The 24,596-nt window shown below is 74.6% G+C and carries 29 protein-coding genes; 1 reads left to right on the top strand and 28 read right to left on the bottom strand.

The features are described 5' to 3' along the window. Positions 1-27: 27 nt before the first annotated feature. The 10 genes from ACIQG9_RS09835 to hisD form a co-directional block, all read right to left on the bottom strand. On the bottom strand, positions 28-456 hold the full coding sequence (locus tag ACIQG9_RS09835) for an organic hydroperoxide resistance protein (protein ID WP_400400113.1): 429 nt from the start codon (positions 454-456) through the stop codon (positions 28-30). A 5-nt stretch (positions 457-461) separates the two neighbouring features. Next, complete coding sequence (locus ACIQG9_RS09830; protein ID WP_400399798.1) at positions 462-908, bottom strand: MarR family winged helix-turn-helix transcriptional regulator; 447 nt, start codon at positions 906-908, stop codon at positions 462-464. Between the two features lie 94 nt (positions 909-1,002). Next, the gene (locus ACIQG9_RS09825; protein WP_400399796.1) at positions 1,003-1,125 is read right to left on the bottom strand and encodes a hypothetical protein; all 123 of its coding nucleotides are present in this window, start codon (positions 1,123-1,125) and stop codon (positions 1,003-1,005) included. Then, positions 1,122-1,850 (bottom strand): bifunctional 1-(5-phosphoribosyl)-5-((5-phosphoribosylamino)methylideneamino)imidazole-4-carboxamide isomerase/phosphoribosylanthranilate isomerase PriA, encoded by a 729-nt coding sequence (gene priA / locus ACIQG9_RS09820; RefSeq protein ID WP_400399794.1) that lies wholly within the window; start codon positions 1,848-1,850, stop codon positions 1,122-1,124. Before priA ends, ACIQG9_RS09825 begins: the two co-directional genes overlap by 4 nt. A gap of 17 nt (positions 1,851-1,867) precedes the next feature. Further along, positions 1,868-2,191 carry a hypothetical protein gene (locus ACIQG9_RS09815; protein WP_400399792.1) on the bottom strand — a complete coding sequence of 108 codons (324 nt, stop codon included), beginning with the start codon at positions 2,189-2,191 and terminating at the stop codon, positions 1,868-1,870. A 45-nt stretch (positions 2,192-2,236) separates the two neighbouring features. Beyond that, positions 2,237-2,863 (bottom strand): imidazole glycerol phosphate synthase subunit HisH, encoded by a 627-nt coding sequence (gene hisH, locus ACIQG9_RS09810; protein ID WP_400399790.1) that lies wholly within the window; start codon positions 2,861-2,863, stop codon positions 2,237-2,239. Continuing rightward, positions 2,863-3,024 (bottom strand): hypothetical protein, encoded by a 162-nt coding sequence (locus ACIQG9_RS09805; RefSeq protein WP_400400138.1) that lies wholly within the window; start codon positions 3,022-3,024, stop codon positions 2,863-2,865. Before ACIQG9_RS09805 ends, hisH begins: the two co-directional genes overlap by 1 nt. A 67-nt stretch (positions 3,025-3,091) precedes the next feature. Continuing rightward, positions 3,092-3,703: an imidazoleglycerol-phosphate dehydratase HisB gene (hisB, locus tag ACIQG9_RS09800; RefSeq protein ID WP_400399788.1), complete on the bottom strand. Its 612-nt coding sequence runs from the start codon at positions 3,701-3,703 to the stop codon at positions 3,092-3,094. A 34-nt stretch (positions 3,704-3,737) separates the two neighbouring features. Beyond that, on the bottom strand, positions 3,738-4,826 hold the full coding sequence (locus tag ACIQG9_RS09795) for a histidinol-phosphate transaminase (RefSeq protein WP_400399786.1): 1,089 nt from the start codon (positions 4,824-4,826) through the stop codon (positions 3,738-3,740). After that, positions 4,823-6,145, bottom strand: a complete 1,323-nt coding sequence (hisD, locus tag ACIQG9_RS09790) for a histidinol dehydrogenase (RefSeq protein ID WP_400399784.1) — start codon at positions 6,143-6,145, stop codon at positions 4,823-4,825. The genes ACIQG9_RS09795 and hisD overlap by 4 nt, the downstream gene beginning before the upstream one ends. Before the next feature lie 107 nt (positions 6,146-6,252). Here hisD and ACIQG9_RS09785 point away from each other — a divergent pair, with 107 nt between their 5' ends. Further along, positions 6,253-6,951 (top strand): LON peptidase substrate-binding domain-containing protein, encoded by a 699-nt coding sequence (locus ACIQG9_RS09785; RefSeq protein WP_400399782.1) that lies wholly within the window; start codon positions 6,253-6,255, stop codon positions 6,949-6,951. On the opposite strand, the gene ACIQG9_RS09780 is transcribed toward ACIQG9_RS09785, so the two are convergent. The 18 genes from ACIQG9_RS09780 to ACIQG9_RS09695 form a co-directional block, all read right to left on the bottom strand. Then, complete coding sequence (locus ACIQG9_RS09780) at positions 6,866-7,840, bottom strand: DUF2567 domain-containing protein (RefSeq protein WP_400399780.1); 975 nt, start codon at positions 7,838-7,840, stop codon at positions 6,866-6,868. The two genes, ACIQG9_RS09785 and ACIQG9_RS09780, sit on opposite strands and share 86 nt — an antisense overlap. Positions 7,841-7,896: 56 nt before the next feature. Then, positions 7,897-9,426 (bottom strand): AAA family ATPase, encoded by a 1,530-nt coding sequence (locus ACIQG9_RS09775; RefSeq protein WP_400399778.1) that lies wholly within the window; start codon positions 9,424-9,426, stop codon positions 7,897-7,899. Between the two features lie 97 nt (positions 9,427-9,523). Further along, positions 9,524-10,495: a hypothetical protein gene (locus ACIQG9_RS09770; RefSeq protein ID WP_400399776.1), complete on the bottom strand. Its 972-nt coding sequence runs from the start codon at positions 10,493-10,495 to the stop codon at positions 9,524-9,526. Positions 10,496-10,500: 5 nt separating this feature from the next. Then, entirely contained in the window at positions 10,501-11,445 is a 945-nt protein-coding gene (locus tag ACIQG9_RS09765) for an RluA family pseudouridine synthase (RefSeq protein ID WP_400399774.1), read from the bottom strand. Beyond that, positions 11,442-12,059 carry a signal peptidase II gene (gene lspA / locus ACIQG9_RS09760; RefSeq protein ID WP_400399772.1) on the bottom strand — a complete coding sequence of 206 codons (618 nt, stop codon included), beginning with the start codon at positions 12,057-12,059 and terminating at the stop codon, positions 11,442-11,444. The genes ACIQG9_RS09765 and lspA overlap by 4 nt, the downstream gene beginning before the upstream one ends. 66 nt (positions 12,060-12,125) lie before the next feature. Next, positions 12,126-12,557 carry a TraR/DksA family transcriptional regulator gene (locus ACIQG9_RS09755; RefSeq protein ID WP_400399770.1) on the bottom strand — a complete coding sequence of 144 codons (432 nt, stop codon included), beginning with the start codon at positions 12,555-12,557 and terminating at the stop codon, positions 12,126-12,128. 223 nt (positions 12,558-12,780) lie between these two features. Then, a complete protein-coding gene (locus ACIQG9_RS09750) occupies positions 12,781-14,283 on the bottom strand; it encodes a potassium/proton antiporter (RefSeq protein WP_400399768.1) in 1,503 nt (500 codons plus the stop codon). Positions 14,284-14,305: 22 nt separating this feature from the next. Beyond that, on the bottom strand, positions 14,306-14,611 hold the full coding sequence (locus ACIQG9_RS09745; protein ID WP_400399766.1) for a DUF167 domain-containing protein: 306 nt from the start codon (positions 14,609-14,611) through the stop codon (positions 14,306-14,308). Positions 14,612-14,622: 11 nt separating this feature from the next. Then, positions 14,623-15,393, bottom strand: a complete 771-nt coding sequence (locus tag ACIQG9_RS09740; RefSeq protein ID WP_400399764.1) for a hypothetical protein — start codon at positions 15,391-15,393, stop codon at positions 14,623-14,625. Between the two features lie 67 nt (positions 15,394-15,460). Further along, complete coding sequence (locus tag ACIQG9_RS09735; RefSeq protein ID WP_400399762.1) at positions 15,461-16,261, bottom strand: DivIVA domain-containing protein; 801 nt, start codon at positions 16,259-16,261, stop codon at positions 15,461-15,463. A 52-nt stretch (positions 16,262-16,313) separates the two neighbouring features. After that, positions 16,314-16,613 carry a YggT family protein gene (locus tag ACIQG9_RS09730; RefSeq protein WP_088975238.1) on the bottom strand — a complete coding sequence of 100 codons (300 nt, stop codon included), beginning with the start codon at positions 16,611-16,613 and terminating at the stop codon, positions 16,314-16,316. A gap of 29 nt (positions 16,614-16,642) precedes the next feature. Then, positions 16,643-17,332 (bottom strand): cell division protein SepF, encoded by a 690-nt coding sequence (locus ACIQG9_RS09725; protein WP_400399760.1) that lies wholly within the window; start codon positions 17,330-17,332, stop codon positions 16,643-16,645. A 193-nt stretch (positions 17,333-17,525) separates the two neighbouring features. After that, positions 17,526-18,272, bottom strand: a complete 747-nt coding sequence (locus ACIQG9_RS09720) for a YggS family pyridoxal phosphate-dependent enzyme (RefSeq protein ID WP_400399758.1) — start codon at positions 18,270-18,272, stop codon at positions 17,526-17,528. Between the two features lie 9 nt (positions 18,273-18,281). Then, entirely contained in the window at positions 18,282-19,397 is a 1,116-nt protein-coding gene (gene ftsZ, locus ACIQG9_RS09715; RefSeq protein ID WP_400399756.1) for a cell division protein FtsZ, read from the bottom strand. A gap of 240 nt (positions 19,398-19,637) precedes the next feature. Continuing rightward, positions 19,638-20,456, bottom strand: a complete 819-nt coding sequence (locus ACIQG9_RS09710) for a cell division protein FtsQ/DivIB (RefSeq protein ID WP_400399754.1) — start codon at positions 20,454-20,456, stop codon at positions 19,638-19,640. Continuing rightward, positions 20,453-21,943, bottom strand: coding sequence for a UDP-N-acetylmuramate--L-alanine ligase (gene murC, locus ACIQG9_RS09705; RefSeq protein ID WP_400399752.1), 1,491 nt, complete (start codon positions 21,941-21,943; stop codon positions 20,453-20,455). The genes ACIQG9_RS09710 and murC overlap by 4 nt, the downstream gene beginning before the upstream one ends. 31 nt (positions 21,944-21,974) lie before the next feature. Next, positions 21,975-23,081, bottom strand: coding sequence for an undecaprenyldiphospho-muramoylpentapeptide beta-N-acetylglucosaminyltransferase (gene murG / locus ACIQG9_RS09700; RefSeq protein ID WP_400399750.1), 1,107 nt, complete (start codon positions 23,079-23,081; stop codon positions 21,975-21,977). Next, positions 23,081-24,496, bottom strand: a complete 1,416-nt coding sequence (locus ACIQG9_RS09695; protein ID WP_400400111.1) for an FtsW/RodA/SpoVE family cell cycle protein — start codon at positions 24,494-24,496, stop codon at positions 23,081-23,083. The genes murG and ACIQG9_RS09695 overlap by 1 nt, the downstream gene beginning before the upstream one ends. Between the last annotated feature and the right edge of the window lie 100 nt (positions 24,497-24,596).

Raw genomic sequence — 24,596 nt, 5'->3', positions numbered from 1 at the left:
CCGATGGTGAACGGCCTGGGGCGACGCTCAGGCCGACGCCGCCGCGCGGACGGTGAGGGCGACCTCGATGTTGCCCCGGGTGGCGTTCGAGTAGGGACACACCTGGTGGGCGGCCTCGACGAGCTGCTGCGCGGCGGACCGCTCGACGGCCGGCAGGTCGACCAGCAGGGCCACGGTCAGGCCGAAGCCGGCGCCGTGCGGGCCGATGCCGACCTCGGCCTCGACCACCGAGCCGGTGACGTCGGCCCTGGCCCTGCGGGCGACCAGCCGCAGGGCGGAGTGGAAGCAGGCCGCGTAGCCGGCGGCGAAGAGCTGCTCGGGGTTGGCCGCGCGGCCGGTGCCGCCCATCTCCTTCGGGATCGCCAGGTCGAGGTCGACGGTGCCGTCGGCGGTCCGGACGTGGCCGTCCCGGCCGTCACCGGTGGCGAGCGCGGACGCGGTGTAGAGCACCTGCACGGGGATCACTGCTCCTTCTGTCGGTGGATCGTCTCGGTGACCCGGGTGAGGGTGTCGCGCAGGCCGACCAGTTCGGCCTCGGTGAGGCCGGTGGCGCGGGCGACCCGCAGCGGCACCTCGTCCATCCGTTGCCGCAGGGCCGCACCGTCGGCGGTGAGCCCCACCTCCACCCGGCGCTCGTCGCGCGCCGCCCTGGTCCGGACCAGCAGGCCCGCCGCCTCCAGCCGCTTGAGCAGCGGGGAGAGCGTGCCGGAGTCCAGCCGCAGCGCGGCACCGAGTTCGGAGACCGTGGGGGCGGCGTCGCCGCGCTCCCAGAGCACCAGCAGCACCAGGTACTGCGGGTAGGTCAGGCCGAACTCGTCGAGGATGGGCCGGTAGACGTCGGTGACGGCGCGCGACGCGGCGTAGAGCGCGAAGCACACCTGTCGACGGAGCACCAGATCATCGGTCACCATCGAAACGTAGCGCGCAATTGAGTTGTGCGCAATCTATCTGCGGGGAGTGTGGCCGCCCCCACCCACCGCCCGGTCCGAAACGGCGGGCGGCTCAGCCGCCGGGGAGGTACGCCTCCAGCTCCACCTCGACCAGCAGGTCCGGGTCGACGAGACCGGCCACCACGACCATCGTCGCGGCGGGGCGGACGGCGCCACCCGCCGGCACGTCCGTCACGCGCCGGCCCGCAACGTCGCCAGCGCCTCGGCCACCGTGAACGCCCCCGCGTAGAGCGCCTTGCCGGCGATCACACCCTCCACCCCGGCCTCCTCCAGACCGGCCAGCGCCCGCAGGTCGTCCAGGGTCGAGACCCCGCCGGAGGCGATCACCGGGGCGTCGGTCCGGGCACAGACCTCCCGCAGCAGCTCCAGGTTCGGCCCGCGCATGGTGCCGTCCTTGGTGATGTCGGTCACCACGTACCGGGACGCCCCGGCCGCGTCCAACCGCGCCAGCACCTCCCACAGGTCACCGCCGTCGCGGGTCCAGCCCCGCGCCGAGAGGGTACGACCCCGCACGTCCAGACCGATCGCCACCCGGTCGCCGTACTCGCCGCAGACCCGGTCGCACCACTGCGGGTCCTCCAGCGCGGCGGTGCCGATGTTCACCCGGGCCGCCCCGGTGCCGAGCGCGGCGCGCAGCGACGCGTCGTCCCGGATCCCGCCGGACAGCTCCACCCGCACGTCCAGCTTCCCGACCACCTCGGCGAGCAGTTCGGCGTTGGTACCCCGACCGAAGGCGGCGTCCAGGTCCACCAGGTGGATCCACTCCGCGCCGTCGGCCTGCCAGGCCAGCGCCGCGTCGAGTGGTTCGCCGTACGCGGTCTCGCTGCCGGCGGCGCCCTGCACGAGCCGGACGGCCTGGCCGTCGGCGACGTCCACGGCGGGCAACAGGGTGAGGCTCACGTCTCTTCTCCTCGCAGTCAGATCCGACGGTCCAGGGCGATCACCACGACCGCCGGCAGGACCAGCAGCAACAGCACGACCAACGCCAGCCGCAGCGCCAGGTCGTCGACGAACGTCCAGATCAGCAGCAGGGCCGCCCCGGTCAACCCGACGATGGCGGCCCGCTCCCCCCGGCTGCGCCGGGCCAGCCGGCCGGTACGGCCCCGCCGGAACTGCGGGGTGACCCGGCGTACCAGGGCCCGGCGACGCTGCCGGCGGGCCAGCTTGCGCTGCCGGACGACCCGTTCCCGGGCCACCTCGGCCTCCCGGGCCGCCCGCCGGCGGGCCCGCTCCTTGCTCACCGCGCACCCGGCCCGGGACGGACGACCCGGCGGCGGCCCACCTGCTCAGTCAACCGTGGCCAGCCAGTTGCGCAGCAGCGCGGCCCCGGTCTCGGCCGACTTCTCCGGGTGGAACTGGGCCGCCGACAGCGCCCCCCGCTCCACCGCGGCGACGAAGTCCGTGCCGTGGTGCGCGGTGGTGACCCGGGCACCGGCCCCGGCCAACCCCGCCGGGTCGACCACCCCGTACGAGTGGACGAAGTAGAACCGGCTGTCGGCGGGCAGGCCGGCGAAGAGCACCGAGCCGGCCGGCGGCGTGACCGTGTTCCAGCCCATGTGCGGCAGCCGGTCGGCGGGCAGTCGGGTCACCCCGCCCGGCAGCAGCCCGAGCCCCTTGGTGACCACGCCGTGCTCGTCACCGTGCGCGAAGAGCACCTGCATGCCCACGCAGATGCCGAGCACCGGCCGGTCGGCCGCCACCCGCTCCGCGATCACCGGGCCGGCGCCCAGCGCCTCGATCCCGGCCATGCAGGCCGCGAAGGCGCCGACGCCGGGCACCACCAGGCCGTCGGCCCGGGCGGCGGCGGACAGGTCGTCGGTGACCGTCACGTCCGCGCCGACGTGCGCCAACGCCCGCTCGGCCGAGCGCAGGTTGCCCGAGCCGTAGTCGAGCACCACGATCCGGCGGCCCATCAGCCCTCCCCGGGTAGCAGCCAGAGCACCCCGCCGACGGTGGCCAGCACGGCGAGCAGGCCGGTGATCACGATCGCCCCGCGCGGCGCGCCCTGCCGGACCAACGACCACACCCCGCCGACCAGGACACCGGCGAGGATCAGCAGCAACGTCGGCAGCACCGGCCCCATCAGGATCGCCGCCCGTCACCGGCGGCGCGGCCCCGCCGGGTCGCCCGGCCCGGGCCCGTCACAGCGCGCCCTTGGTGCTGGGCACCACGCCGGCGTTGCGCGGGTCGAGGGCGGTGGCCTCGCGCAGCGCCCGGGAGACCGCCTTGAACTGGGCCTCCACCACGTGGTGCGCGTCCGGGTGGCCGCCCGGCCGGGCCGCCCGCAGCACGTCCACGTGCAGGGTCACCCGGGCCGCCTGGCCGAAGGACTCCCAGATGTGCCGGGTCATGCTCGTCGGGTAGACCGGCCCGATGTACGGGGCCAGCGCCGGCTCGTCGTGCACCACGTACGGGCGGCCGGACAGGTCGACGGCCGCCCGGACCAGCACCTCGTCCATCGGGACGGTGGCCGAGCCGTACCGCCGGATGCCGGCCTTGTCCCCCAGCGCCTGGTCGAACGCGGCGCCCAGGGCGAGCGCGGTGTCCTCCATCGTGTGGTGGGCGTCGATCTCCAGGTCGCCGACGGTGCGTACGGTCAGGTCGAAACCACCGTGCCGGGCGATCTGGTGCAGCATGTGGTCGTAGAAGCCGACGCCGGTGGTGATCTCGGCCTGGCCGGTGCCGTCGAGGTCGATCTCGACGAGGACCTTGGTCTCCTTGGTGATCCGCTCCACCCGGGCGGTCCGGCTCATGCTGTGCAACCTTTCGTTTCGGCGCTCTGCCCGCTCACCGGGCCTCCATTGGACGGAGGGTCTCCATCGCGCGGAGGAAGGCGTCGGTCTCGGTGGGGGTGCCGGCGGTGACCCGCAGCCAGCCGGGCAGGCCGACGTCGCGGACCAGCACGCCCTGGTCCAGCAGGGCACGCCAGGCGACCGCCTGGTCGCCGCCGGTGGCGAAGAGCACGAAGTTGGCGTCGCTGTCGGCCACCCGGTGACCCCGGGCGCGCAGCTCGGCGACGATCCGGTCCCGCTGCGCCTTGATCGCGTCGACCGTGCCGAGCAGGGCGTCGCGGTGCGCCAGCGCCGCCCGCGCGGCGGCCTGGGTGAGCGCCGAGAGATGGTACGGCAGCCGCACGAGCTGCACCGCCGCCACCACCGCCGGGTCGGCGGCCAGGTAGCCCAGCCGCCCGCCGGCGAAGCCGAACGCCTTGCTCATCGTCCGGGTCACCACCAGGCGCGGGTGGCCGGGCAGCACCGCGAGGGCGCTGACCGTGCCGGGTCGGGCGAACTCGGCGTACGCCTCGTCGACCACCACCATGCCGGGCGCGACGGCCAGCACCGCGGCGACCACCGCCGGGTCCAGCGCGGTGCCGGTCGGGTTGTTCGGCGAGCAGAGGAAGACCACGTCCGGGGCGTGCGCGCGGACCTGGGCCACCGCCTCGTCGGCGGTCAGCCCGAAGTCGACCCCGCGCCGGGCCGGGACCCAGCGGGTGCCGGTGCCGAGCGACAGCAGCGGGTGCATCGAGTACGCCGGCACGAAGCCCAGCGCGGTGCGGCCCGGGCCGCCGAACGCCTGGAGCAGTTGCTGCTGGATCTCGTTGGAGCCGTTGGCCGCCCAGACCTGGTCGGCGGTGAGCCCGTGGCCGAGGTGTTCCGCCAGGTCGGCGCGGAGCGCCAGCGCGTCCCGGTCCGGGTAGCGGTTGAGGTCGCGCAGCTCCGCCGCGAGCGCCTTGCCGATCGCCTCCACCACCGGCTCGGGCACCGGGTACGAGTTCTCGTTGGTGTTCAGCCGCACCGCCACGTCGAGCTGCGGCGCCCCGTACGGCGTCAGTCCCCGCAGGTCGGCGCGGATCGGCAGGTCGTCCAGCGTGGTCACGACAGCTCCCCGGCGAAGCGCACGCCGACCGCCTGGCCGTGTGCCGGCAGGTCCTCCACGTTCGCCAGGGTCACCACGTGCCCGGCGACGTCGCGCAGCGCCTCCCGGGTGTACTCCACCAGGTGGAGGCCGCGCAGGAAGGACTGCACCGACAGGCCGGAGGAGTGCCGGGCGCAGCCGCCGGTGGGGAGCACGTGGTTGGAGCCGGCGCAGTAGTCGCCGAGCGACACCGGCGACCAGGCGCCCACGAAGATCGCCCCGGCGTTGCGCACCCGCAGCGCCCACTCCCGGGCGTCCCGGGTCTGGATCTCCAGGTGCTCGGCCGCGTACGCGTCGACCACCCGCAGCCCGGCGTCGAGGTCGTCGACCAGCACGACGCCGCTCTGCTCGCCGGTGAGCGCGGTGGTGACCCGCTCGACGTGCTTGGTGGCCGGCACCTGCCGGGCCAGCTCCCGCTCCACCGCGTCGGCCAGCTCGACCGAGGGGGTGACCAGCACGCTGGCCGCCAGCGGGTCGTGCTCGGCCTGGCTGATCAGGTCGGCGGCGACGTGCGCCGGGTCGGCGGTGTCGTCGGCCAGGACGGCGATCTCGGTCGGGCCGGCCTCGGCGTCGATGCCGACCACGCCGCGCAGCAGCCGCTTGGCGGCGGTGACCCAGATGTTGCCCGGCCCGGTGATCAGGTCGACCGGGTCGCAGTGCCGGGTGCCCCCGGCGTCCACCGCCGCACCGTACGCCAGCATGGCGACCGCCTGGGCGCCGCCGACGGCGTACACCTCGTCGACGCCGAGCAGCGCGCAGGCGGCGAGGACCCGGGCGTCCGGCAGGCCGCCGTTGTCCGGCTGCGGCGGGCTGACCACCACGAGCGACCGGACCCCGGCCGCCTGGGCCGGGACCACGTTCATCACCACGGTCGACGGGTACATCGCCAACCCGCCGGGGACGTAGAGGCCGACCCGGTCGACCGGCACCCAGCGCTCGGTCACCGTCCCGCCCGGCACGACCTGGGTGGTGTGGTCGGTGCGGCGCTGGTCGGCGTGCACCCGACGGGTCCGCGCGATCGACTCCAGCAGGGCGGCCCGCACCTCGGGGTCGAGCGTCCCCTCCGCCTCGGCGATCGCCTCGACCGGAACCCGCAGCACCTCCGGCGAGACGCCGTCGAACCGCTCGCTGGCCTCCCGGATCGCCGGGTACCCATGCTCCCGGACCGCCTCCACCAGCGGGCGGATCCGCTCGACCGCCACGGAGACGTCGAGCTGGGCACGGGGCAGCAGGCGGCGCGGGTCACGGACACCACCGCGCAGGTCGATCCGGTTCAACACCCCTGCGAGTCTAGGCGGCGCCGCCGGGAGCCGGCCGGCGCCGCCCGTACGGCGGGACGGTGAGCCGGGACACGCCGGACGCGACGGATCGGGCTACGCTCGGACGCGTGACCGCACGGCTGCCGGTGTTCCCGCTCGCAACGGTGCTCTTTCCCGGTCTGGTGCTGCCGTTGCACATCTTCGAGGAGCGCTACCGCGCCCTCATCCGGGACCTGGTCGGGCGGCCCGAGGGCGCGCCCCGGGAGTTCGGCGTGGTGGCGATCCGCGCCGGCTGGGAGGTCGCCCCGGGCCCGGGCCGGCCCACCCCGGGCGGCGGCGAGGTGACCCTGCACGAGGTGGGCTGCACGGCCGAGCTACGCCAGGTGACCGAGCTGGACGACGGCGGCTTCGACATCGTCACGGTGGGCCGGCGCCGGTTCCGGATCGCCGAGGTGGACCGGCAGGCCGGCCCCTACCTGACCGCCGCCGTGGAGTGGCTGCCCGAGCCGGCCGGTCCCGACGAGGCGGCGGAGCTGCTGGCGGCCCGGGTGATCTCGGTCTTCCGGCAGTACCTGGGGCTGGTCCGGGCCGACCCGGAGGAGATCTCCGAGCAGCTACCGGAGGATCCGACGGTGCTGTCCCACCTGGTGGCGGCCACCGCCGTGCTGACCGTGGCGGACCGCCAGCGGCTGCTCGCCATCGACGACACCGCCGCCCGGCTCCGGGCCGAGCTGCGGCTGCTCAACCGCGAGTCGGCCCTGCTGCGTCAGGTGCGGGCGGTTCCGGTGCCGCTGTCGGAGCTGGCGTCGCCGCCGGCCCCCAACTGACCCCGTCCGGTCCGCCGGCGGCACCGGCCCGGTAGGGGTCGTCCAGCGGCTCCGGCTCCGGGCGCAGCGACGGCCAGCGCGACCAGCCGGCCAGCAGGGTGTACGTCACGGCGGCGGCGAACGCCGGCAGCAGCACGTTGCCGTACGGCACCGGCAGCACGCCGAAGACCCGTTCGATGCCGCCCGCCCGCAGGTCGGCTGGTTTGCCGAAGGGCGTCCCGGCCGGCGCGGTGGCGAGCAGCCGCTGGTAGGCGTCCAGCCCGATCCGGCGGCCCACCTGCCAGGCGACCAGCGCGGCACCGAGCCCGCCGACGGTGACCGCGACCAGGCCCACCGGCCCGCGCCGACGGCGCAGCAGCAGCCACAGCCCGATCGCGGCGAGCACCCCGAAGCCGAGCCCGAGCAGGCTGAACCAGCCGTCGGCGGCGATCGGCTGCTCCGGTTGGGGTTGCGCGTAGACGGCCCCCTCGGCCGTCTTCAGCACCGGGGTGTCCGGGGCCAGCGCCGCCCAGAGCAGCCCGAGCGGCGCCCCGAGCACGGTGAGCCCGAGCACGGTGGCGAGGGCCACCGCCGGGGTGTGCCGGGGCCGTTCCGCACGGGGCTCGGGCAGGCCGGCGTACGGCGGCGGCCACGCCAGGTACGACCCGGCCGGGTCGTACCCGGGTGCCGGCGGGGTCCCGCCCGGTTGCGGGCCGGCGGTGAGGGCGTCCGGGTGCGGCCCCGGTACCGCAGCGCCCGGGTGCGGCCCGGCGGGTGTCGGGGCGGGCCCGGCGGGTGTCAGGGCGGGCCCGGCGGGTGTCGGGGCGGGGCCGCCCGGGGTGGGAGCGGCACCGTCCGGGGCGTCGGAAGGGACGGCGGGACGGTGCGGATCGGGGGTGTCCGGGCTCACCCGGTGATCCTCTCAGGCCAAGCTGTGCGGCGGGGCGGCGGAGGCCGCAGACCCCCTCAGCGGGCGAACGGCTCCAGCATCACCGAGGCGGCCCGCAGCCAGGCGGCCCGGGTCTCCGGCTGGAGCTGGTGGTACTCGATCGAGGAGCCGGTCTCCAGCGCCGGGTCGTACGGCACCACCGCGACCGCCCTGGTCCGGGTGGCGAAGTGCCGCTCCAGGTCGTCCTGTAGGGGCGACCGGCCCGGGGTCGGGCAGGAGATCAGGGTGATCGCGTTGTCGGCCAGCTCACCCATCCCCACCTCGTGCAGCAGGTCGAGCATCCAGTCGGCGCTGAACGCGGCGTCCTCGCGCGGCACGGTGGTCACCACGAGCTGGTCGGCGGCCTGCATGACGGTGCGCCAGTTGGCGCTCTCCACGTTGTTGCCGGTGTCCACGCAGACCACGTCGTGGGTGCGCCGCAGCAGCTCCAGCACCCGCTTGACGGTGAACTGGTCCAGCCGCTGGGCGAACCGGGGGCTCTCCTCGCCGGCCAGCACGTCGTACGAGCCGTCGGAGGCGTGCCGCAGGTAGTCGTCCAGGGACTCCAGCAGCTCGGCGCCGTCGCGGATCTCGATGTGCGCCAGGTCACTGATCAGGTGCCGGATGGTCCGGGCGTGCCGGGCGCTGCCGGCGCGCAGTCCGAGGGTGCCACGCAGCTCGTTGTCGTCCCAGGCGAGCACGCCCCGGCCCCGGACGCTGCCGACGGTGGCGGCGGCGAGCACGGTGGCGGTGGTCTTGTGCACCCCGCCCTTGGGGTTGGCGAAGGCGAGCACCCGGGGGGTGCCCAGATCGCGGCGGAGGATCCCGGCGGCCCGTTCCTGCTCGTCCCGCGGGGCCTGCTGGCGCCACTCGATCCGGGCCGGCTCGATCCGCGCCGGCTCGATCCGCGCCGGCTCGATCCGGGCTGGCTCGATCCGCGCCGGCTCGATCCGGGCCGGGTAGCCCCGGTCGGTGGGCACCGCCGGCGGGTAGGCCGGCTCCGGCGGCTGGTACGCCGGCTCGACCGGATAGCCGGGCTCGGGATAGGCCGGCTGCGGCTGCGGGTACGCCGGCTCGGGCGGCGCGTAGCCGGGTGTGCGGTAGCCGTTGTCCAGCAGCGCGTACCGGGACTCGGGCGGCGGCTCGGGCCGGTAGCCGCTGTCCAGCAGGGCGTAGCGGGACTCCGCCACCGGATCCGGCGGGTACCCGGGCTCAGCCTGGTAACCGGAGTCGGCCTGGTAACCGGGGTCGGCCTGGTAACCGGGTTCCACCCGGTAGGCCGGGTCGACCCGGTAGGTGGCCTCGGCGCGGTAGCCGGGGTCCGGGCCGTAGCCCGGGTCGGGGCCGTACCCGGGATCGGCGGGGGGCACGCTGGCCGATCCGCGACCGGACCAGCCGCCGCCGGACCCACGGCGGGGCAGCGACTCCCGCGGCGACGCGTCCTCGCTCCGGTGGTCGGCCTCCGCCTGTTCGGCGGTGCGCCCGCCGAGGCGGGCGCGGTCGAGGAGCGCACGCCATCGCGGTGCCGGTTCGGCCGACCGACCCCAGCCGGTCTCGGTGCCGTCCAAGGCTCGCCCTCCCCGCGCATCGATCTCCGCCTGACAGGCTACGAACGAAACCCTATTCGGACCACACCGGTCCGCGCACATTACCCGGGGGGAATACTCACGGCGACCGGATCGGCGACCCATCGCGACGGGAGTCCGGCGAGGTGGGGACGGGGGTCGGTGGAGGTGGATCCGATCCGGCCCCGGGACCCGGCCGTACGGACCCGATCACGGCCGGTGCCGCTTCCGACGAATCGCCCACCGACCGGGTGGGGGCCAGCGCCGTGTCGGCGGGCGGGCGGGCCACGTCCCGTTGTTCCGGCAGCGGCGGGGTGAACACCGTCCGGTCCAGCCGGGTCACCTCCGGGGCCGGGTCGACCGCGCGTACCCCGGCCCGCCCGGCCAGGGCGCGCAGGGCGGCCGGCTCGGCCCGCACCACGGCCGCGTAGACGCAGCCGCAGGCCGACCGGTAGGCGTCCGCCTCCCGCGCGGCGACCCGCGCCCCGGTGTCGTACACCCGGCGCAGCTCGGGATCGGCGGTGCCGGCCGCCCGGATCCGGTAGTCGGCGGCCTCCCGGTCCTTGCGGGCGGCGGCCCCGGCCATCCCGGCGGTCACGTCTCCCGGCAGTAGCCGGGCCGGCAGCCGGATCACCTCGGTCTGCCGGTCGGGCAGCGGCACCCGGGTGATCACCGCCGAGACCTCGACGCCGGCGAGCAGCGCGGGCAGCCGGTCCGGAGTCAGGTACGCGTCGAACGGCACCAGGGCGTACGCCCCGGCGGTCAGCGCGGTGAGTTCCGTCGCGGCGGCGGCGACGTAGCCGGGCAGGGCGTCCCCCGGCGCGACGCCGACCCGCTCCACCTGCCCGACGGTGCGGTCGCCCACCGGCGCGTCCTGCCGGCCCGCCCAGCCGACGGTGAGCAGCACCGCGCCGACCCCGAGCACCGCCGCCGTCACCAGCCAGCCCGGCCGTCGACCGGCGCGCGCCGGGTCGACGCGCGCCGGCCCGGCGGCCGGTGCCCGGGCCCGCGACGGATCGGCAGCCGACGGCCCGGCGGCCGGCGGGCGGGGGCCCGGGGAACGGCTCGGCACGGGCGTCAGTCGCGCAGGATCGTCAACGCGCGGGCCAGGTCGTCCGGGTACTCGCTGACGAAGGTGACCTGGTCGCCGGTGCGCGGGTGGGCGAAGCTCAGCGACCGGGCGTGCAGCCACTGCCGGTCCAGCTTGAGCCGGGCCGACAGCGTCGGGTCGGCGCCGTAGGTCAGGTCGCCGACGCACGGGTGGCGCAACGTCGAGAAGTGCACCCGGATCTGGTGGGTGCGTCCCGTCTCCAGCCGGACGTCGAGCAGGCTGGCCGCCGGGAACGCCTCCATGGTGTCGTAGTGGGTGATGCTCGGCTTGCCGCCGGAGACCACCGCCCAGCGGTAGTCGTGGTGCGGGTGCCGGTCGATCGGGGCGTCGATGGTGCCGCGCAGCGGATCGGGGTGCCCCTGCACGACCGCGTGGTAGCGCTTCTCCACCTCGCGGTACTTGAAGGCCCGCTTGAGCGCGGTGTACGCCTGCTCGCTCTTGGCCACCACCATGATCCCGGTGGTGCCCACGTCGAGCCGGTGCACCACGCCCTGCCGCTCGGCCGCGCCGCTGGTGGAGATCCGGTGCCCGATGCCGGCCAGCCCGCCGATCACCGTCGGCCCGGTCCAGCCGGGGCTGGGGTGGGCGGCCACCCCGACCGGCTTGTCCACCACCACGATGTCGTCGTCGGCGTGGACCACGGTCAGGCCCGGCACGGCCTGCGGCACCACGGTCGGCGGCGCGGCCGGGGCGGGCAGCGTCACCTCCAGCCAGGAACCGGCCTTGACCTTGTGCGAGTTGGCCCGGACCACGCCGTCGACCAGCGCGTCACCGGCATCGACCAGGGCCGCGGCGGCGGTACGGGAGAGCCCGAAGAGCCGGGACACGGCCTGGTCCAGGCGCATCCCGTCGAGACCGTCGGGGACGGGCAGGGAGCGGTGGTCGCCGCCGGCGGCGAAGGCGGCGGTCACGCCCGCTCCCGCGGCTCGGCGCCGGCGGTGGCGCTCTCGGCCGGCGCGTCGTCGCCCCGGGGCCCGACCCGCCGCCCGTCCCGCTGGCGTCCGGTCAGCTCCAGCAGCACGGCCAGCACCACGCCGGAGACCAGGCAGCTATCGGCCAGGTTGAACACCGGCCAGACCTGGCCGTACGGGTCGAAGAGGCTGACCATGTCCACCACGTGGCCGACGAAGTGGCCGGGGGCGCGGAAGATCCGGTCGGTGAGGTTGCCCAGCGCCCCGCCCAGCACCAGGCCGAGCGAGACCGCCCATGGCAGGGAGCGCAGCCGCAGCGCCATCCAGACGATCCAGCCGACCACCCCGGTGGTGATCAGCGGGAACACCCAGGTGTGGCCGGCGCCGATGCTCCAGGCCGCCCCGCTGTTGCGGGTCAGGGTGAGGTAGACGGCCCCGCCGAGCAGGCGTACCGGGCCCCGGTCGTCGAGCGTGAGCAGGGCGAGGTGCTTGGTGAGCAGATCGGCCAGCAGCGCGACCAGCGCGATGCTGACGAGGACCACGACCGCCCTGCGGCGGGGCGTGCCGCCGCCCGGCTCGGTGGTGCCGGATCCGGCGGTCGGTGCTGTGGTCATCGACTCCCCATCGACTGTGGCGACGGCGGCGGTCCGCCGTCTCGCGCGGTCACCGGGGAGCGGACGTCAGCGCCGCTCCTCCAGCTGCTTGCAGGTCACGCAGAGGGTCGCCGACGGGAAGGCGGCGAGCCGCTCCACCGGGATCGGGTTCCCGCACCGCTCGCACCATCCGTAGCCACCCTCGTCGAGCCGCTCCAGCGCCCGCTCGACCTGCGTGATCCGTTCCCGGATGCTGTTGGCGAGGGAGATCTCCTGCTCACGCTCGAACGTCTTGGTGCCGGTGTCGGCCTGGTCGTCCCCGGCCGAGTCGGTCAGCCGGTCGCGCTGCAGCTCGGTGATCTCGCTCAGCGTCTGATCGTACTCGGCGCGCAGCTCGTCACGACGGGCCGCCAGGGCCGCCCGGATCTTCTCGGTCTCGGCCGCGCTGCGGGTGGCCTTCGGGGTGGCCTTCGCCGCCGGCTTGCGACCGGCAATCCTGGTGTCGGCTGGCTTCGCCATCGTCAGCTCCCTCGGCCGCGGGACGCGGCGGTCGGCGGTGCCTGGACAGGGTCCGCCGACCTGGCGTCCCCGTGTAACAAAACGGGCGCACGGCAACGTCGGCCGCGCACTCCGGAGGGTGGCAAGAATACGGAACGTACAGGCGTCCGACAACGTGCCGCACCGTCGCACCGCTATTCAGCCCCTAATAAGCCCTAAACAGGGCAAAAGGAACGCTAGCAGGTCAGCGGTCCCGATCCTCGCCGTACTCGCCAAACCACCTGGCCAGTCGACCCCGACGGCTGATCGCCCGCAGCCGCCGCTCCGTCTCGTCCCGCACCCCGGCCGTCGCCACGATCAGCAGGCTGTCCCCCGTCTTCAGCCGGGTGTCCGGACCGGGCACGAAACCCACCCCGTCGCGCAGCACCAGGGTCACCGACGCGCCCACCGGCAGCCGCAGCTCGTCCACGTGCACGCCGGCCAGCCGAGACCCCGCCGGCACCTCAAGCTGGAGCAGATCCGCCCGCATCCGCTCCAACGGCGCGGTCTCCACCCGGATCTCCGCCAGTTCCGCCGGCGCGGTCACCCGCAGCCGGCGGGCGGCCGGCGCGAGCGTGCCGGCCTGGAGCAGCGTGAAGATCACCACCAGCACGAAGACCGCGTCGAAGAGCTGGTCCGCCCCCGGCACCCGGGCCGACAGCGGGATGGTGGCCAGCACGATCGGCACCGCCCCGCGCAGCCCGGCCCAGGACAGGAACGCCTGCTCCCGCAGGCGCACCCGGAACGGCAACGCGGAGACCAGCACCGACAGCGGCCGGGCCAGCAACAGCAGGGCCAGCCCGGTCACCACGGCCGGCAGTACGGCGGTGTGCAGCCGGGTCGGCGTGGCCAGCAGGCCGAGCAGCACGAAGAGGCCGATCTGGGCCAGCCAGGCCAGCCCGTCGGCGAACCCCAGGATCGCCTGCCGGTGCGGCAGCCGGGCGTTGCCGAGCAGCACCCCGGCCACGTAGACGGCGAGGAACCCCGAGGCGTGCAGCACCGCCCCGGCGGCGTACGCCAACACCGTGAAGCCGACCGCGGCGATCGGGTAGAGCCCGGACGACGGCAACGCCGCCCGGCGCAGCGTGAACCGGCCGGCCAGCCCGGCGGCCAGCCCCACCGCCGCGCCCACGCCCAACTCGTAGCCGACCAGCACGACCTCGAACCACCACGGGTGCTCGACCGGCCCGCTGCGGGAGAGCAGCACCACCAGGATCACCACCGGGGCGTCGTTCATGCCCGACTCGGCCTCCAGGGTGGCCACCAGCCGGGGCGGCAGGCGCAGCCGGCGCAGGGTGGCGAAGACCGCCGCCGCGTCGGTGGACGAGAGCACCGCCCCGTAGAGCAGGGCCAGCCGCCAGTCCAACCCGAGCAGCAGGTGCACCACCAGGCCGACCACCAGGATGCTGACCAGCACCCCGACGGTGGAGAGCGCGCTTGCCAGCCCGAGCACCGGACGCAGGGTGCTCCACCGCGCGGTGAGCCCGCCCTCCGCGATGATCACGATCAGCGCGCAGAAGCCGAGCATCCGGGTCAGCTCCGCGTCGTCGAACCGGATGCCGAGCCCGCCCTCGCCGATCGCCACCCCGAGCGCCAGGTAGACCAGGAGGCTGGGCACGCCCAGCCGGGTGGAGAAACGCACCGCGCCGACCGCCACCAGCAGCACGGCCGCCCCGAGGAGCAGGGCGAGATCCAGCCCCGGCGTCACGGGTGCCCGACCCGGGGCGCCGTCACCCGGCCGATCCGTCGCGCAGCCGCCGCAGCAGGTCGGCCAGGCCGGACGTCGGACGCTCGACCAGGAAGAGCTTGTCCCGGCTCGCCGCCCCGGCGCGCAACGACACGGCGGCCGGACGGACACCCAGCGCCCCGGCCAGCGCGCGGCGGGCCGCCTCGGTGGCCCGGCCGTCGACCGCCGGCGCGTGCACGGCGATCACCAGGGCCGGACCGTGCGGACCGTCGAAGCGGCCACCGACCCGGGCCCGGGACGCGCCGGGCTTGACCCGGACCGCGACGGTGCAGGTGTCGTCCGTGGGCATCGACGCCGGCCTCAGCGCGGGTAGGTGTCGGCGAGCAGGGCAGTGTCCGGGGAGCAGAGAGCGCACGGGGTGAAGCCGAGCGAGATCGCCTCGGAGACCGGCAGCGGCTCGTGCTCCCGCTCGATCAGGTGGGCGCAGGTGAGCAGGTGGTAGCGGGGGTGGCCGTCGACCACCAGGACCTCGGCGTCGAGCCGGGCCACCCGCGCGGCGTCGGCGGGCGGTACCCGCTGGGCCGGCGGGTCCCACGGCGACGCGGCGTCGGCCGACGGCTCCCAGGGCGGCGCGAGGTCGTCCGGGTAGTCCCCGGGGTCGGCCACCGGCTGCCCCGGGATCACCGGATCCGGCTGCCACCCGGGCGCGTCGTCCGGTTGCCGAGGGGGCGCGACAACGGGCTCCCAGGGAATCTCGGTGTCGGGCTCCCAGGAACCGGCGGGGGGCCGGCCGGGGGCGTCGACCGGCGGACCGGTCACCGGCGGGTCGGGCGGTTGCCGCCACCCGTCGCCGGTGCCGATCGTCGATACGTGCGGGACGGGAGTCTCCGAACCCGCGGACGCGGCCGATGCGGGCGTCGTCGGGGGTGTTCCCGCGCTCCGACCGCGCGACTCGGCCCGCTCCGCCCTCGCCCGGGTGCTGGCTGCCTGGCGGGCACCCGTCACCAACGCGACGGCGGCCAGCAGACTGGCCGCGATGGAACTGGTCAACAGCGTGCTGGAGCCCTCGGCGAGGCCGAACACCAGCATTACGACCGCGACGAGGATGAGCAGCAGACTTGCGACTATCACGGCTCACCCCCGCCGCGTCGTGTGGTGTGGCTGGTCGGCGACCGGCTCGACGGCCGCCGACCGTGGGTCAGCGACCGGCTTCGAGAGCGCCGGAGCGCCCGCCGCCGTACGAGCCGGCGAGGCCGGCCGCGGCCAGACCGTTGCCGCCGGCGGCCCGGGTGCCATCGCCACGGGTCATCTCGGCCTCCAGGCCCTGGCCCCGACCGTCGAGGTCACGGAGCTGGCTCTCCAGGTACGCCTTGAGCCGGGTCCGGTACTCCCGCTCGAACTGCTTGAGCTCCTCGATGTGCTTCTGGAGCGCGGTGCGCTTGGCGTCCAGGCCGCCCATCGCCTCCTGGTGCCGCTGACGGGCGTCGCGCTCCAGCGCGTCGGCCTTGGCGCGGGCCTCGCGGGTGACCTCCTCGGCCTTGGAGCGGGCCTCGGAGAGGAGCTGGTCGGCCTCGCGGCGAGCGTCGGAGACGTGGTCGTCGGCGGTGCGCTGGGCCATCATGAGCACCCGCAGCGCCTGCTGCTCGCCGTCGGCGCCGCCGGCCGGACCACCGGCGGCCCGGACCTGCTCCAGCTCCGCCTGCATCGCCCGGGCGGCCTGCTCGGCCGCGGCCTTGTCCCGCTGGACCCGGTCGAGCTGGGCCTTGACGTCGTTGAGCTCCGCCGCGAGCCGGGCGTCGCCGCCGGGGCCGGCCGGGGCCCCGCCACGGCCGCCGCGCTCCACCTGGGCGCGCAGCTCGTTGTTCTCCTCGATCAGACGGGCAAGCTCACGCTCGACCTCGTCCAGGAAAGCGTCGACCTCCTCCTCGTCGTACCCCCGCTTGCCGATCGGCGGCTTTTTGAAGGCGACGTTGTGGACGTCGGCCGGGGTCAGCGGCATCGAAACTCCTCGGGTCAGTTGCGGCCGCGTAGCGGGCTGGGTCACCGGGCTGTCACCCGATGATCAACCGCTTCAACACGAACTCCATCAGCACGAACAGGATAACCAGGAGCACAAGGGAGGCCAGGTCGATGCTCACGGTACCAATTCGCAGTGGGGGGATCACACGCCTCAACGCCTTGAGAGGCGGATCAGTGACGCTCCACACGGATTCCAGTCCCGCCGACGCTCCGCGCCCCGGTTGCCACCGGCGACCGTACTGGAGAACGGCGCTGAGAACGAATCGGGCCAACAACACAATCAGGAAGATGTACAGGATCAGGTACAGAACTTGCAGCACGATCGACAACACGGCAGGTGACGTCCCTCGGTCGGGCGGACTTAGCTCAGCGAGAAAAAGCCGCCCTCAGCGATCTTGGCCTTGTCCTCCGCGGTGACCTGGACGTTGGCCGGTGAGAGCAGGAACACCCGGTTGGTCACGCGCTCGATCGTACCGCGCAGCCCGAACGCCAGTCCGGCGGCGAAGTCCACCAGCCGGCGGGCATCGGCCTCGTCCATCTCGGTGAGGTTGATGATCACCGGGACACCGTCGCGGAAGTGCTCGCCGATGGTCCGCGCCTCGCGGTAGGTGGTCGGGTGCAGCGTGGTGATCTGGTAACGCTGCTCCTCCTCGGCCACCACCGGACGCTCGCGGGGCTGCGTCTGCGGGGCCAGGGCCAGGTTGTCCCGGGTGTGGTAGCTCAGCGCCCCCGACGTCTCCGACGCCCCGGACCGGGTGATCGACCGGACGCTGGACCGCTCGACCCGCTCCGGACGCTCGTCGGCGGCGCGGTCGGACTCCGCCGCCCGGCTCGACCGTTCGGTCAGCCGGCCCCGCTCACCGAGCCGGGGACGCGGTGCCGGCGGCTCCTCCACGTCGTCCTCGTCGTCGTCGGCGAACTCCTCGGCGTACCGGCTCGACCGGTACCGCGACTCGCGGTAGCCGGGCTTGTCGTAGCCCTCGTCGTAGCCCCGCTCGTCATCCTCCTCGACGAGACCGAGCCAGACCCCCGCCTTGCGCAGTGCACCCATCCCGCGCCCTTCCGTCCGCCGTGCGGCACGCACCCCCGTGCCGTGTCGCCTTGATCGCGAGTGGACTCCCATGCCCACCGGATCGGATTGGCAATCCCCCGACGCGCGATTCGCGGCTCGCCCGCCGTGGCCCCCGACCACGGGACGCCGCTCCTGAACAACACTGATGTAATTTGCTTCTATCGCGGTCAGGCTACCGCAGCGTGGGGCGCATTCCGAGCAACGCGCTGCCGACGCGGACATGTGTCGCGCCGTACCGGATCGCCACCTCCAGGTCGCCGCTCATCCCGGCGGAGAGCGCGGTGGCCGTCGGATGCCCGACCCGGAACGCCGCCGCGACCTCGGCCAGCCGGGCGAACGCCCGGTCCGGCTGCCAGCCCAGCGGGGCCACCGCCATCAGCCCGGCCAGCCGCAGCCCGGCCGCCCCGGCCAGCGCCTCGGCCACCGGGCCCAGGCCCCGGTCGGGGTCGGCGGAATCCGGCAACGCGCCGCCCCGGGCCGGGTCGCCGTCGATGCTGACCTGCACCAACGTCTCCAACGGACGGTCCCGTCCGGCCTCGGCGGCGGCGCCCAGCGACCGGGCCAACCGGACACTGTCGACGGAATGCACCACATCGGCGTAGCGGACCACCGAGCGGGCCTTGTTGCGTTGAAACTGGCCGATGAAGTGCCACCGGGCCGTCACCCCCGCCGCGGCCACCTCGACCGCCTTCGGGGCGGCCTCCTGGTCACGGTTCTCCCCCAGGTCGGTGACCCCGAGCCCGGCGAGCGCGAGCACGTCGCCGGCCGGGTACGTCTTGGTCACCGCGATCATGGTGACGTCGGCGCGGTCCCGGCCGGCGTCGGCGCAGGCGTCGGCGATCCTGGTCCGGACCTGGGCCAGCCCGGCCGCGATCTCGGCACGTCGGTCCGGGCGCACCGTGGCGGGTTGATCGGTCATCGGCGGGACTCAGGACCCGTTCTTGAGGAAGTCGGGCACGTCGACGTCGTCGAAGAGCACCCGGCGCGGCGACTGCTGCGGCGCCGGCATGCTCGTCGGCGGGGTGACCACCGGGGCCTGCGGCGTCGGCTGGTTCTGGTTGCTCTTGCGCGGCGACTCGGTCGCCTTGTACGCGGGCGTGCCGCCGTCGAAACCGGCGGCGATGACGGTGACCCGCACCTCGTCGCCGAGCGCGTCGTCGATGACCGCGCCGAAGATGATGTTGGCGTCCGGGTGGGCCGCGTCGGTGACCAGTTGGGCCGCGTCGTTGATCTCGAACAGGCCGAGGTCGGAGCCGCCGGCGATGGAGAGCAGCACGCCGCGCGCGCCGTCCATGCTCTGCTCCAGCAGCGGGCTGGAGATGGCCGCCTCGGCCGCCTCGACCGCGCGGTTCTCGCCCCGGGCGCTGCCGATGCCCATCAGGGCGCTGCCCGCGCCGCTCATCACGCTCTTGACGTCGGCGAAGTCCAGGTTGATCAGGCCCGGGGTGGTGATCAGGTCGGTGATGCCCTGGACACCGGAGAGCAGCACCTGGTCGGCGGTGCGGAAGGCGTCCATCATGGAGATGTTGCGGTCACCGAGCGCCAGCAACCGGTCGTTGGGGATCACGATCAGCGTGTCGCACTGGTTGCGCAGTTCGTCTATCCCGGCCTCCGCCTGCACCTGGCGGCGCTTGCCCTCGAACGAGAACGGGCGGGTCACCACACCGATGGTCAGCGCGCCGAGCTTACGGGCGATGTTGGCCACCACCGGCGCTCCGCCGGTGCCGGTGCCGCCGCCCTCGCCGCAGGTCACGAAGACCATGTCGGCGCCCTTGAGCACCTCCTCGATCTCGTCGCGGTGGTCCTCGGCGGCGTTCTTGCCGACGTCCGGGTTGGCCCCCGCGCCGAGCCCCCGGGTCAACTCCCGGCCGACGTCGAGCTTGACGTCGGCGTCGCTCATCAGCAACGCCTGCGCGTCGGTGTTGATCGCGATGAACTCGACGCCCTTGAGCCCAACCTCGATCATCCGGTTGACGGCGTTGACGCCGCCGCCGCCGATGCCGACGACCTTGATGACCGCCAGGTAGTTGTGCGGAGGTGTCATCTCCGGTCCTTTCCCTTCGAGATTGGCTCGCACCGCCCCGGTACGGCGTGGCCAGAACCGGTGGTCGACGAGCTGTCACCAGCGAGGACCAGGGGTGAACCCTAACCCTCTACTAGAGGCTTACGGTTATGTCAACCACTGATCCTCTTCGGGGCAACGTAAGCGCCTCCACGCCGAGAGCCAAGGACCTCTCCGGCGTGTCGCCGTCGGGAGCGTAACGACTCACGTTCCCCCGGGACCTCACCGGAAGGTGACCACGTCCGGGGCGCTCACGTCGATCCTGTCGGCCTTCCGACCGAGCAGCGCGGTGGCCACCCTCGCCTTGTCCTCGCCCCGGGTCGCGTCGCCCCAGAACACCGTCCGGTCACCGTGCAGGGTCAGGGTGATCCGGGCCAACCCCTCCACGGTGAGTTCGGCGAGCACCGCCCGGAGCTGCGGGGTCAGCACGGTCAGCACCCGCAGCGCCGCCCGGGTGCCCGGGTCGTCCGGTCCCGGGGTGGCCAGCCGGACCACCGGCAGGCCGTCCGGGGCGCGGGGCACCGTACGGAACACCACCCCGGCCCGGTCGAGCAGCGCGAACCGCCCGTCCCGGGGCACCGCGGCCACGCCGGTCCGCTCCACCAGCGTCACCACCAGGGTGCCCGGCCAGTCCCGGGTGACCGTGGCCCGCTCCACCGGGGCCAGCGCGCCGATCCGCCGGGCCGTGGCGGCCAGGTCCACCCGGGCCAGCGGGACCCCGTCCGGCACCGCCGCCGCGTCACGCACCTCGACGGCGGTGACCAGGCGCGCCCCGACCACCCGGACCTCCCGCACGCCGAACAGGCCGGAGCCGAGCACCGCCCAGGCCACCAGCCCGGCGACGGCGAGCAGCCCGGCGGCCATCGCCCAGGGCAGCGCGGCGCGCATCCGCCGCTGCCGGGCCCGGGCCATGAACCGCCGGGTGGACGCCGGGACCGCGTCGCTGCCGGCCCGGACGAGCTGCCAGCGGCGTGCCGGGCCGCGTCGGGGGCCGCCGCCGTCCGGGCCGGCGGTACGGCCCCGCGCCGGACCCGGGCTCATCCGGCGGTGGAGGCCGCGCCGTCCGGGTCGACGGCCGCGCCGAGGACCGTCCCGTCGGCGGCCTCCCCGGTCCGCGCGAGCAGGGCGTCGAGCAGTTGGTCGCCCATCAGCGAGATGGGCGGGGCGCCCATGGTCACCACCACGTCACCCGGCCGGGCCCGCCGGGCCACCTCGACCGGCGCGTCGTCCCACGAGTCCACGAAGACCTTGTGCGCGGCGTCCAGCGGCACCGCCTCGACCAGCGCCGCCGACCCCTCGCCGGGCTGGCGCAGCTCACCGGGGCCGAAGACCTCCAGGAGCACCAGTTCGTCGGCGATGCCCAGCGCCGCGGCGATCTCCGCCTGGAGGTCCCGGGTCCGGTACAGCCGGTACGGCTGGAAGACCACGACCAGCCGGCCGTCGCCGGCCACCTCGCGCAGCGTCCGCAGGGCCAGGGTCATCGAGGTCGGGTGGTACGCGTACTCGTCGTAGACGATGACGCCGTCGGCGACGCCCTTGCGCTCGAAGCGTCGACGCACCCCCGGGAACGCGGCCAGCGCCGCCTCGGCCGCCTCCACCGGCAGCTCCAGCAGGTACGCGGCGAGCACGGCGGAGGCGCTGTTGAGCCCCATGTGCCGTCCCGGCACCGGCAGCCGGATCTCGCCCAGCGAACGGCCGTCGATCGCGGCCAGGTAGCGCACCCCCTGGGCGGACGAGGCCATCTCGGTCAGCCGCAGGTCGGCGTCGGCCGCCTCGCCGTACGTCCAGACCCGGCGGCCCTCCGCGCGCAGCGTCTCGGCCAGCCGCCGGCCACCCGGATCGTCGGCGCAGGTGATGATGAACCCCGCCGGGTCGGTGAGCCGGGCGAACTCGGCGAAGGTGGCCTCCAGGTTGGCCAGGTCACCGTAGGTGTTCAGGTGGTCGGCCTCGATGTTGGTGATGATCGAGACGTACGGGCGGTAGATCAGGAACGACCGGTCGCTCTCGTCCGCCTCGACCACGAAGTGCTCGCCGGTGCCGTGGTGCGCGCCGGAGCCCACCTCGGAGATCTCCCCGCCGATCACGAAGGACGGGTCGACGCCGGCCTGCTGGAGCACCATGGTGACCATCGAGGTGGTGGTGGTCTTGCCGTGGGTGCCGGCGACCGCCACCGTGCGGCGGCCGGTCATCGCGGCGGCGAGCGCCTCGGAGCGGTGCAGCACCCGCAGCCCGCGCCGGCGTGCCTCGACCATCTCCAGGTGGTCCTGCGGGATGGCCGAGGAGTAGACCACGGTGTCGACCCCGTCGAGGTTGGCCGGCTCGTGGCTCATGTGGATCGTGCCGCCCAGCGCCCGCAGCCCGGCCAGCGAGGGCCACTCACGCAGCTCGCTGCCGGAGACCGGCAGGCCCCGGGTGAGGAAGAGCCGGGCCAGGCCGCTCATGCCGACCCCACCGACCCCGATCAGGTGGATCCGGCCCAGGTCCTCCGCCGTGCGGGTGCCGGCCGGGGTGAACTGCACGGTGTTCATGGAAGGCACCTTCCCGTCGCGGTGGTCCGGCTCACCGGGCCACCGCCTGGTAGACGAAGTTGAGCAGGGCCACGTCGCCGTCGCGGCGGCCGTACGCGGCGGCGGCGGCACCCATCGCGTACAACCGGCGCGGGTCGCGGACCAGCGGGATGACCGTGCGCTCCAGCCAGTCCGGGGTCAGCTCGGCGTCGTCAACGAGCAGCCCGCCACCGGCCTCCACCACGGGCAGCGCGTTGCGCTTCTGCTCCTGGTTGCTGTGCGGGTACGGCACGTAGATGGCGGGCAGCCCGATGGCGGCCACCTCGGCGCAGGTCATCGCCCCGCCCCGGGCCAGCATCAGGTCGGCGGCGGCGTAGCCCAGCTCCATCTCGGACAGGTAGGGCAGCGCCACGTACGGCACCGGCAGGTCGGTGGGGATCGGCACCGGCTCGTTGCGGGCCCCCATCACGTGCAGCACCTGCACCCCGTTGCGGGCCAGCTCCTTGGCCGCGCCGGAGACCGCCAGGTTGATCGAGCGGGCGCCCTGCGAGCCACCGGCGACGAAGAGCACCGGCAGGTCGGGGCGGAGTCCGAAGTGGGCGCGGGCGGCGTCGCGCAGGGCCGCCCGGTCCAGCCCGGCGATGCCCCGGCGCAGCGGTACGCCGACCACCCGGGCGTCGCGCAGCACCTCGGACTGGGCCGGCTGGTGCGGGAAGCCCACCGCGACGTTCTTGGTGAACTTCATGCCGAGCCGGTTGGCCACCCCCGGCGGGACGTTCACCTCGTGGATGACGATCGGCAGCTCACGCCGCCAGGCGGCGAGGTAGCCGGGCACCGAGACGTACCCGCCGAAGCCGACGACCACGTCGGCGCCGACCTCGTCGATCACCTTGCCGGCGGCGCGGGCGGCCTTCCACATCCGGTCCGGGGTGCGCACCAGGCCCATGTTGACCGAGCGGGGAAGCTGGTAGGCCGGGATCTGCCGCAGGTCGTAGCCGGCCGGCGGGATCAGCTCGTTCTCCAGCCCCTTGGGGGTGCCGAGACAGGTGATCCGGACGCCCGGGTCGTGTCGGCGCAGGCAGTCGGCGAAGGCGAGCAGCGGGTAGATGTGCCCACCTGTGCCCCCTCCGCAGAGCACCACCGAACGCAGCGGACCCATCAGCGTCTCCTCTCGCTCGCCGACCCGCCCCGGGTCCGGTCCTGCCGGACGCCGCGCGGTGCGGCCTGGTCGTCGGGTCGCCGCGCTCGCGACCGGGGTACGGACCCTCGGGCAGCCGGCGGCGGCGCCGGTCGGCTCCGCGCGCCGGGAAGTGGCGGCAACGGGGCCCAGACTAGTCGGACCCATCGGGCCGGCGGACGGGCATGCAGGGCTCGGGCCGCGTCGGGTTCGGCGCGGGCGAACGAGGCCAGCATCCCGACGGCCGCCAGGGTGACGACCAGGGCGCTGCCACCGTCGGAGATGAACGGCAGCGGTACGCCGGTCAGCGGCAGCAGCTTGGTCACCCCACCGATGTTGATCACGGCCTGGCCGACCAGCCAGGCGGTGACGGCGGTGGCGGCGAGCCGGCGGAACGGGTCGGCGACCCGGCGGGCGATCCGCAGGCCGGTGTAGGCCAGCACGGCGAAGAGCACCAGGATGACGGTGCAGCCGACCACGCCCAGCTCCTCGGCGATGACGGCGAAGATGAAGTCGTTGTGCGCCTCGGGCAGCCAGCCGAACTTCATGCTGCTCTTGCCCAGCCCGACGCCGAACCAGCCGCCGTGCTCGATGGCGTTGCGGGCCTGGACCATCTGCCAGCAGCCCTCCAGTTGCTGCTCGACGCAGACCTTCGGGTCGGGGGGGTCGAGGAACGAGGTGAGCCGGGTCAGCCGGTAGTTGTCGGCGTCGCGGGAGCCGGAGCCGGCGCCGAGCGAGGCGGCGGCGACCAGCAGACCGACCCCGAGCAGGCCGACGGACGCCAGCACGGCGAAGACCCGCAGCCGCACCCCGGCCGCCCAGAGCAGCCCGACCACGATCGCCAGCAGGCAGAGCATGCTGCCCAGGTCGTTGTAGCCGACCAGGACGAAGAGCAGCCCGACCACCGGGAAGATCGGGGTGGCCAACTCCTTCCACCAGCCCAGCGCGGCGCCCTTGCGGGCCACCACGTGCGCGCCCCAGAGCACCAGCGCCAGCTTGGCCAGCTCGGCGGGCTGCACCTGGATCGGGCCGAGGTAGAGCCAGAGCAGGTTGGCCCGCAGCGGCCCGAGGGACTTCAGCCCGAACAGCGCCTCCAACGCCACCAGCAGGTTGAGCACCAGCAGCAGCACCACGGCGACACCGAGCAGCGGCCGGCCCAGCGAGCGGAAGGTGCTGGCCGGCAGCCGCTGGCAGGCCCAGAACGCGACGATGCCGATCACCGCGAAGACCGCCTGCTTGGTCACCGACGCCGCGGCGTCGCCGGCCTCGGCGAAGTCCCGCACGCTGGTGGCCGAGAAGACCATGGTGAGACCGATCAGCAGCAGCAGGCCGGCGCTGGACAGCAGCAGGTAGTAGGAGGCCAGCGGGCGGGCCAGCAGGCCACGCAGCGCCGCCAGGCCGCCGGCCGGGTCCAGCCCCGGCAGCGCCGCCGGTGGGTCGGCGGTACGTCCCGCGCCCGCGACCCGCCGTGGCTGGGTCTCCGTCGTCGTTCCGGTC

The sequence above is a fragment of the Micromonospora sp. NPDC092111 genome (assembly GCF_044755745.1).
GTDB lineage: Bacteria > Actinomycetota > Actinomycetes > Mycobacteriales > Micromonosporaceae > Micromonospora.
The sequence above is the reverse complement of the archived record's forward strand: the minus strand, read 5'-3'. Positions and strand labels throughout refer to the sequence as shown.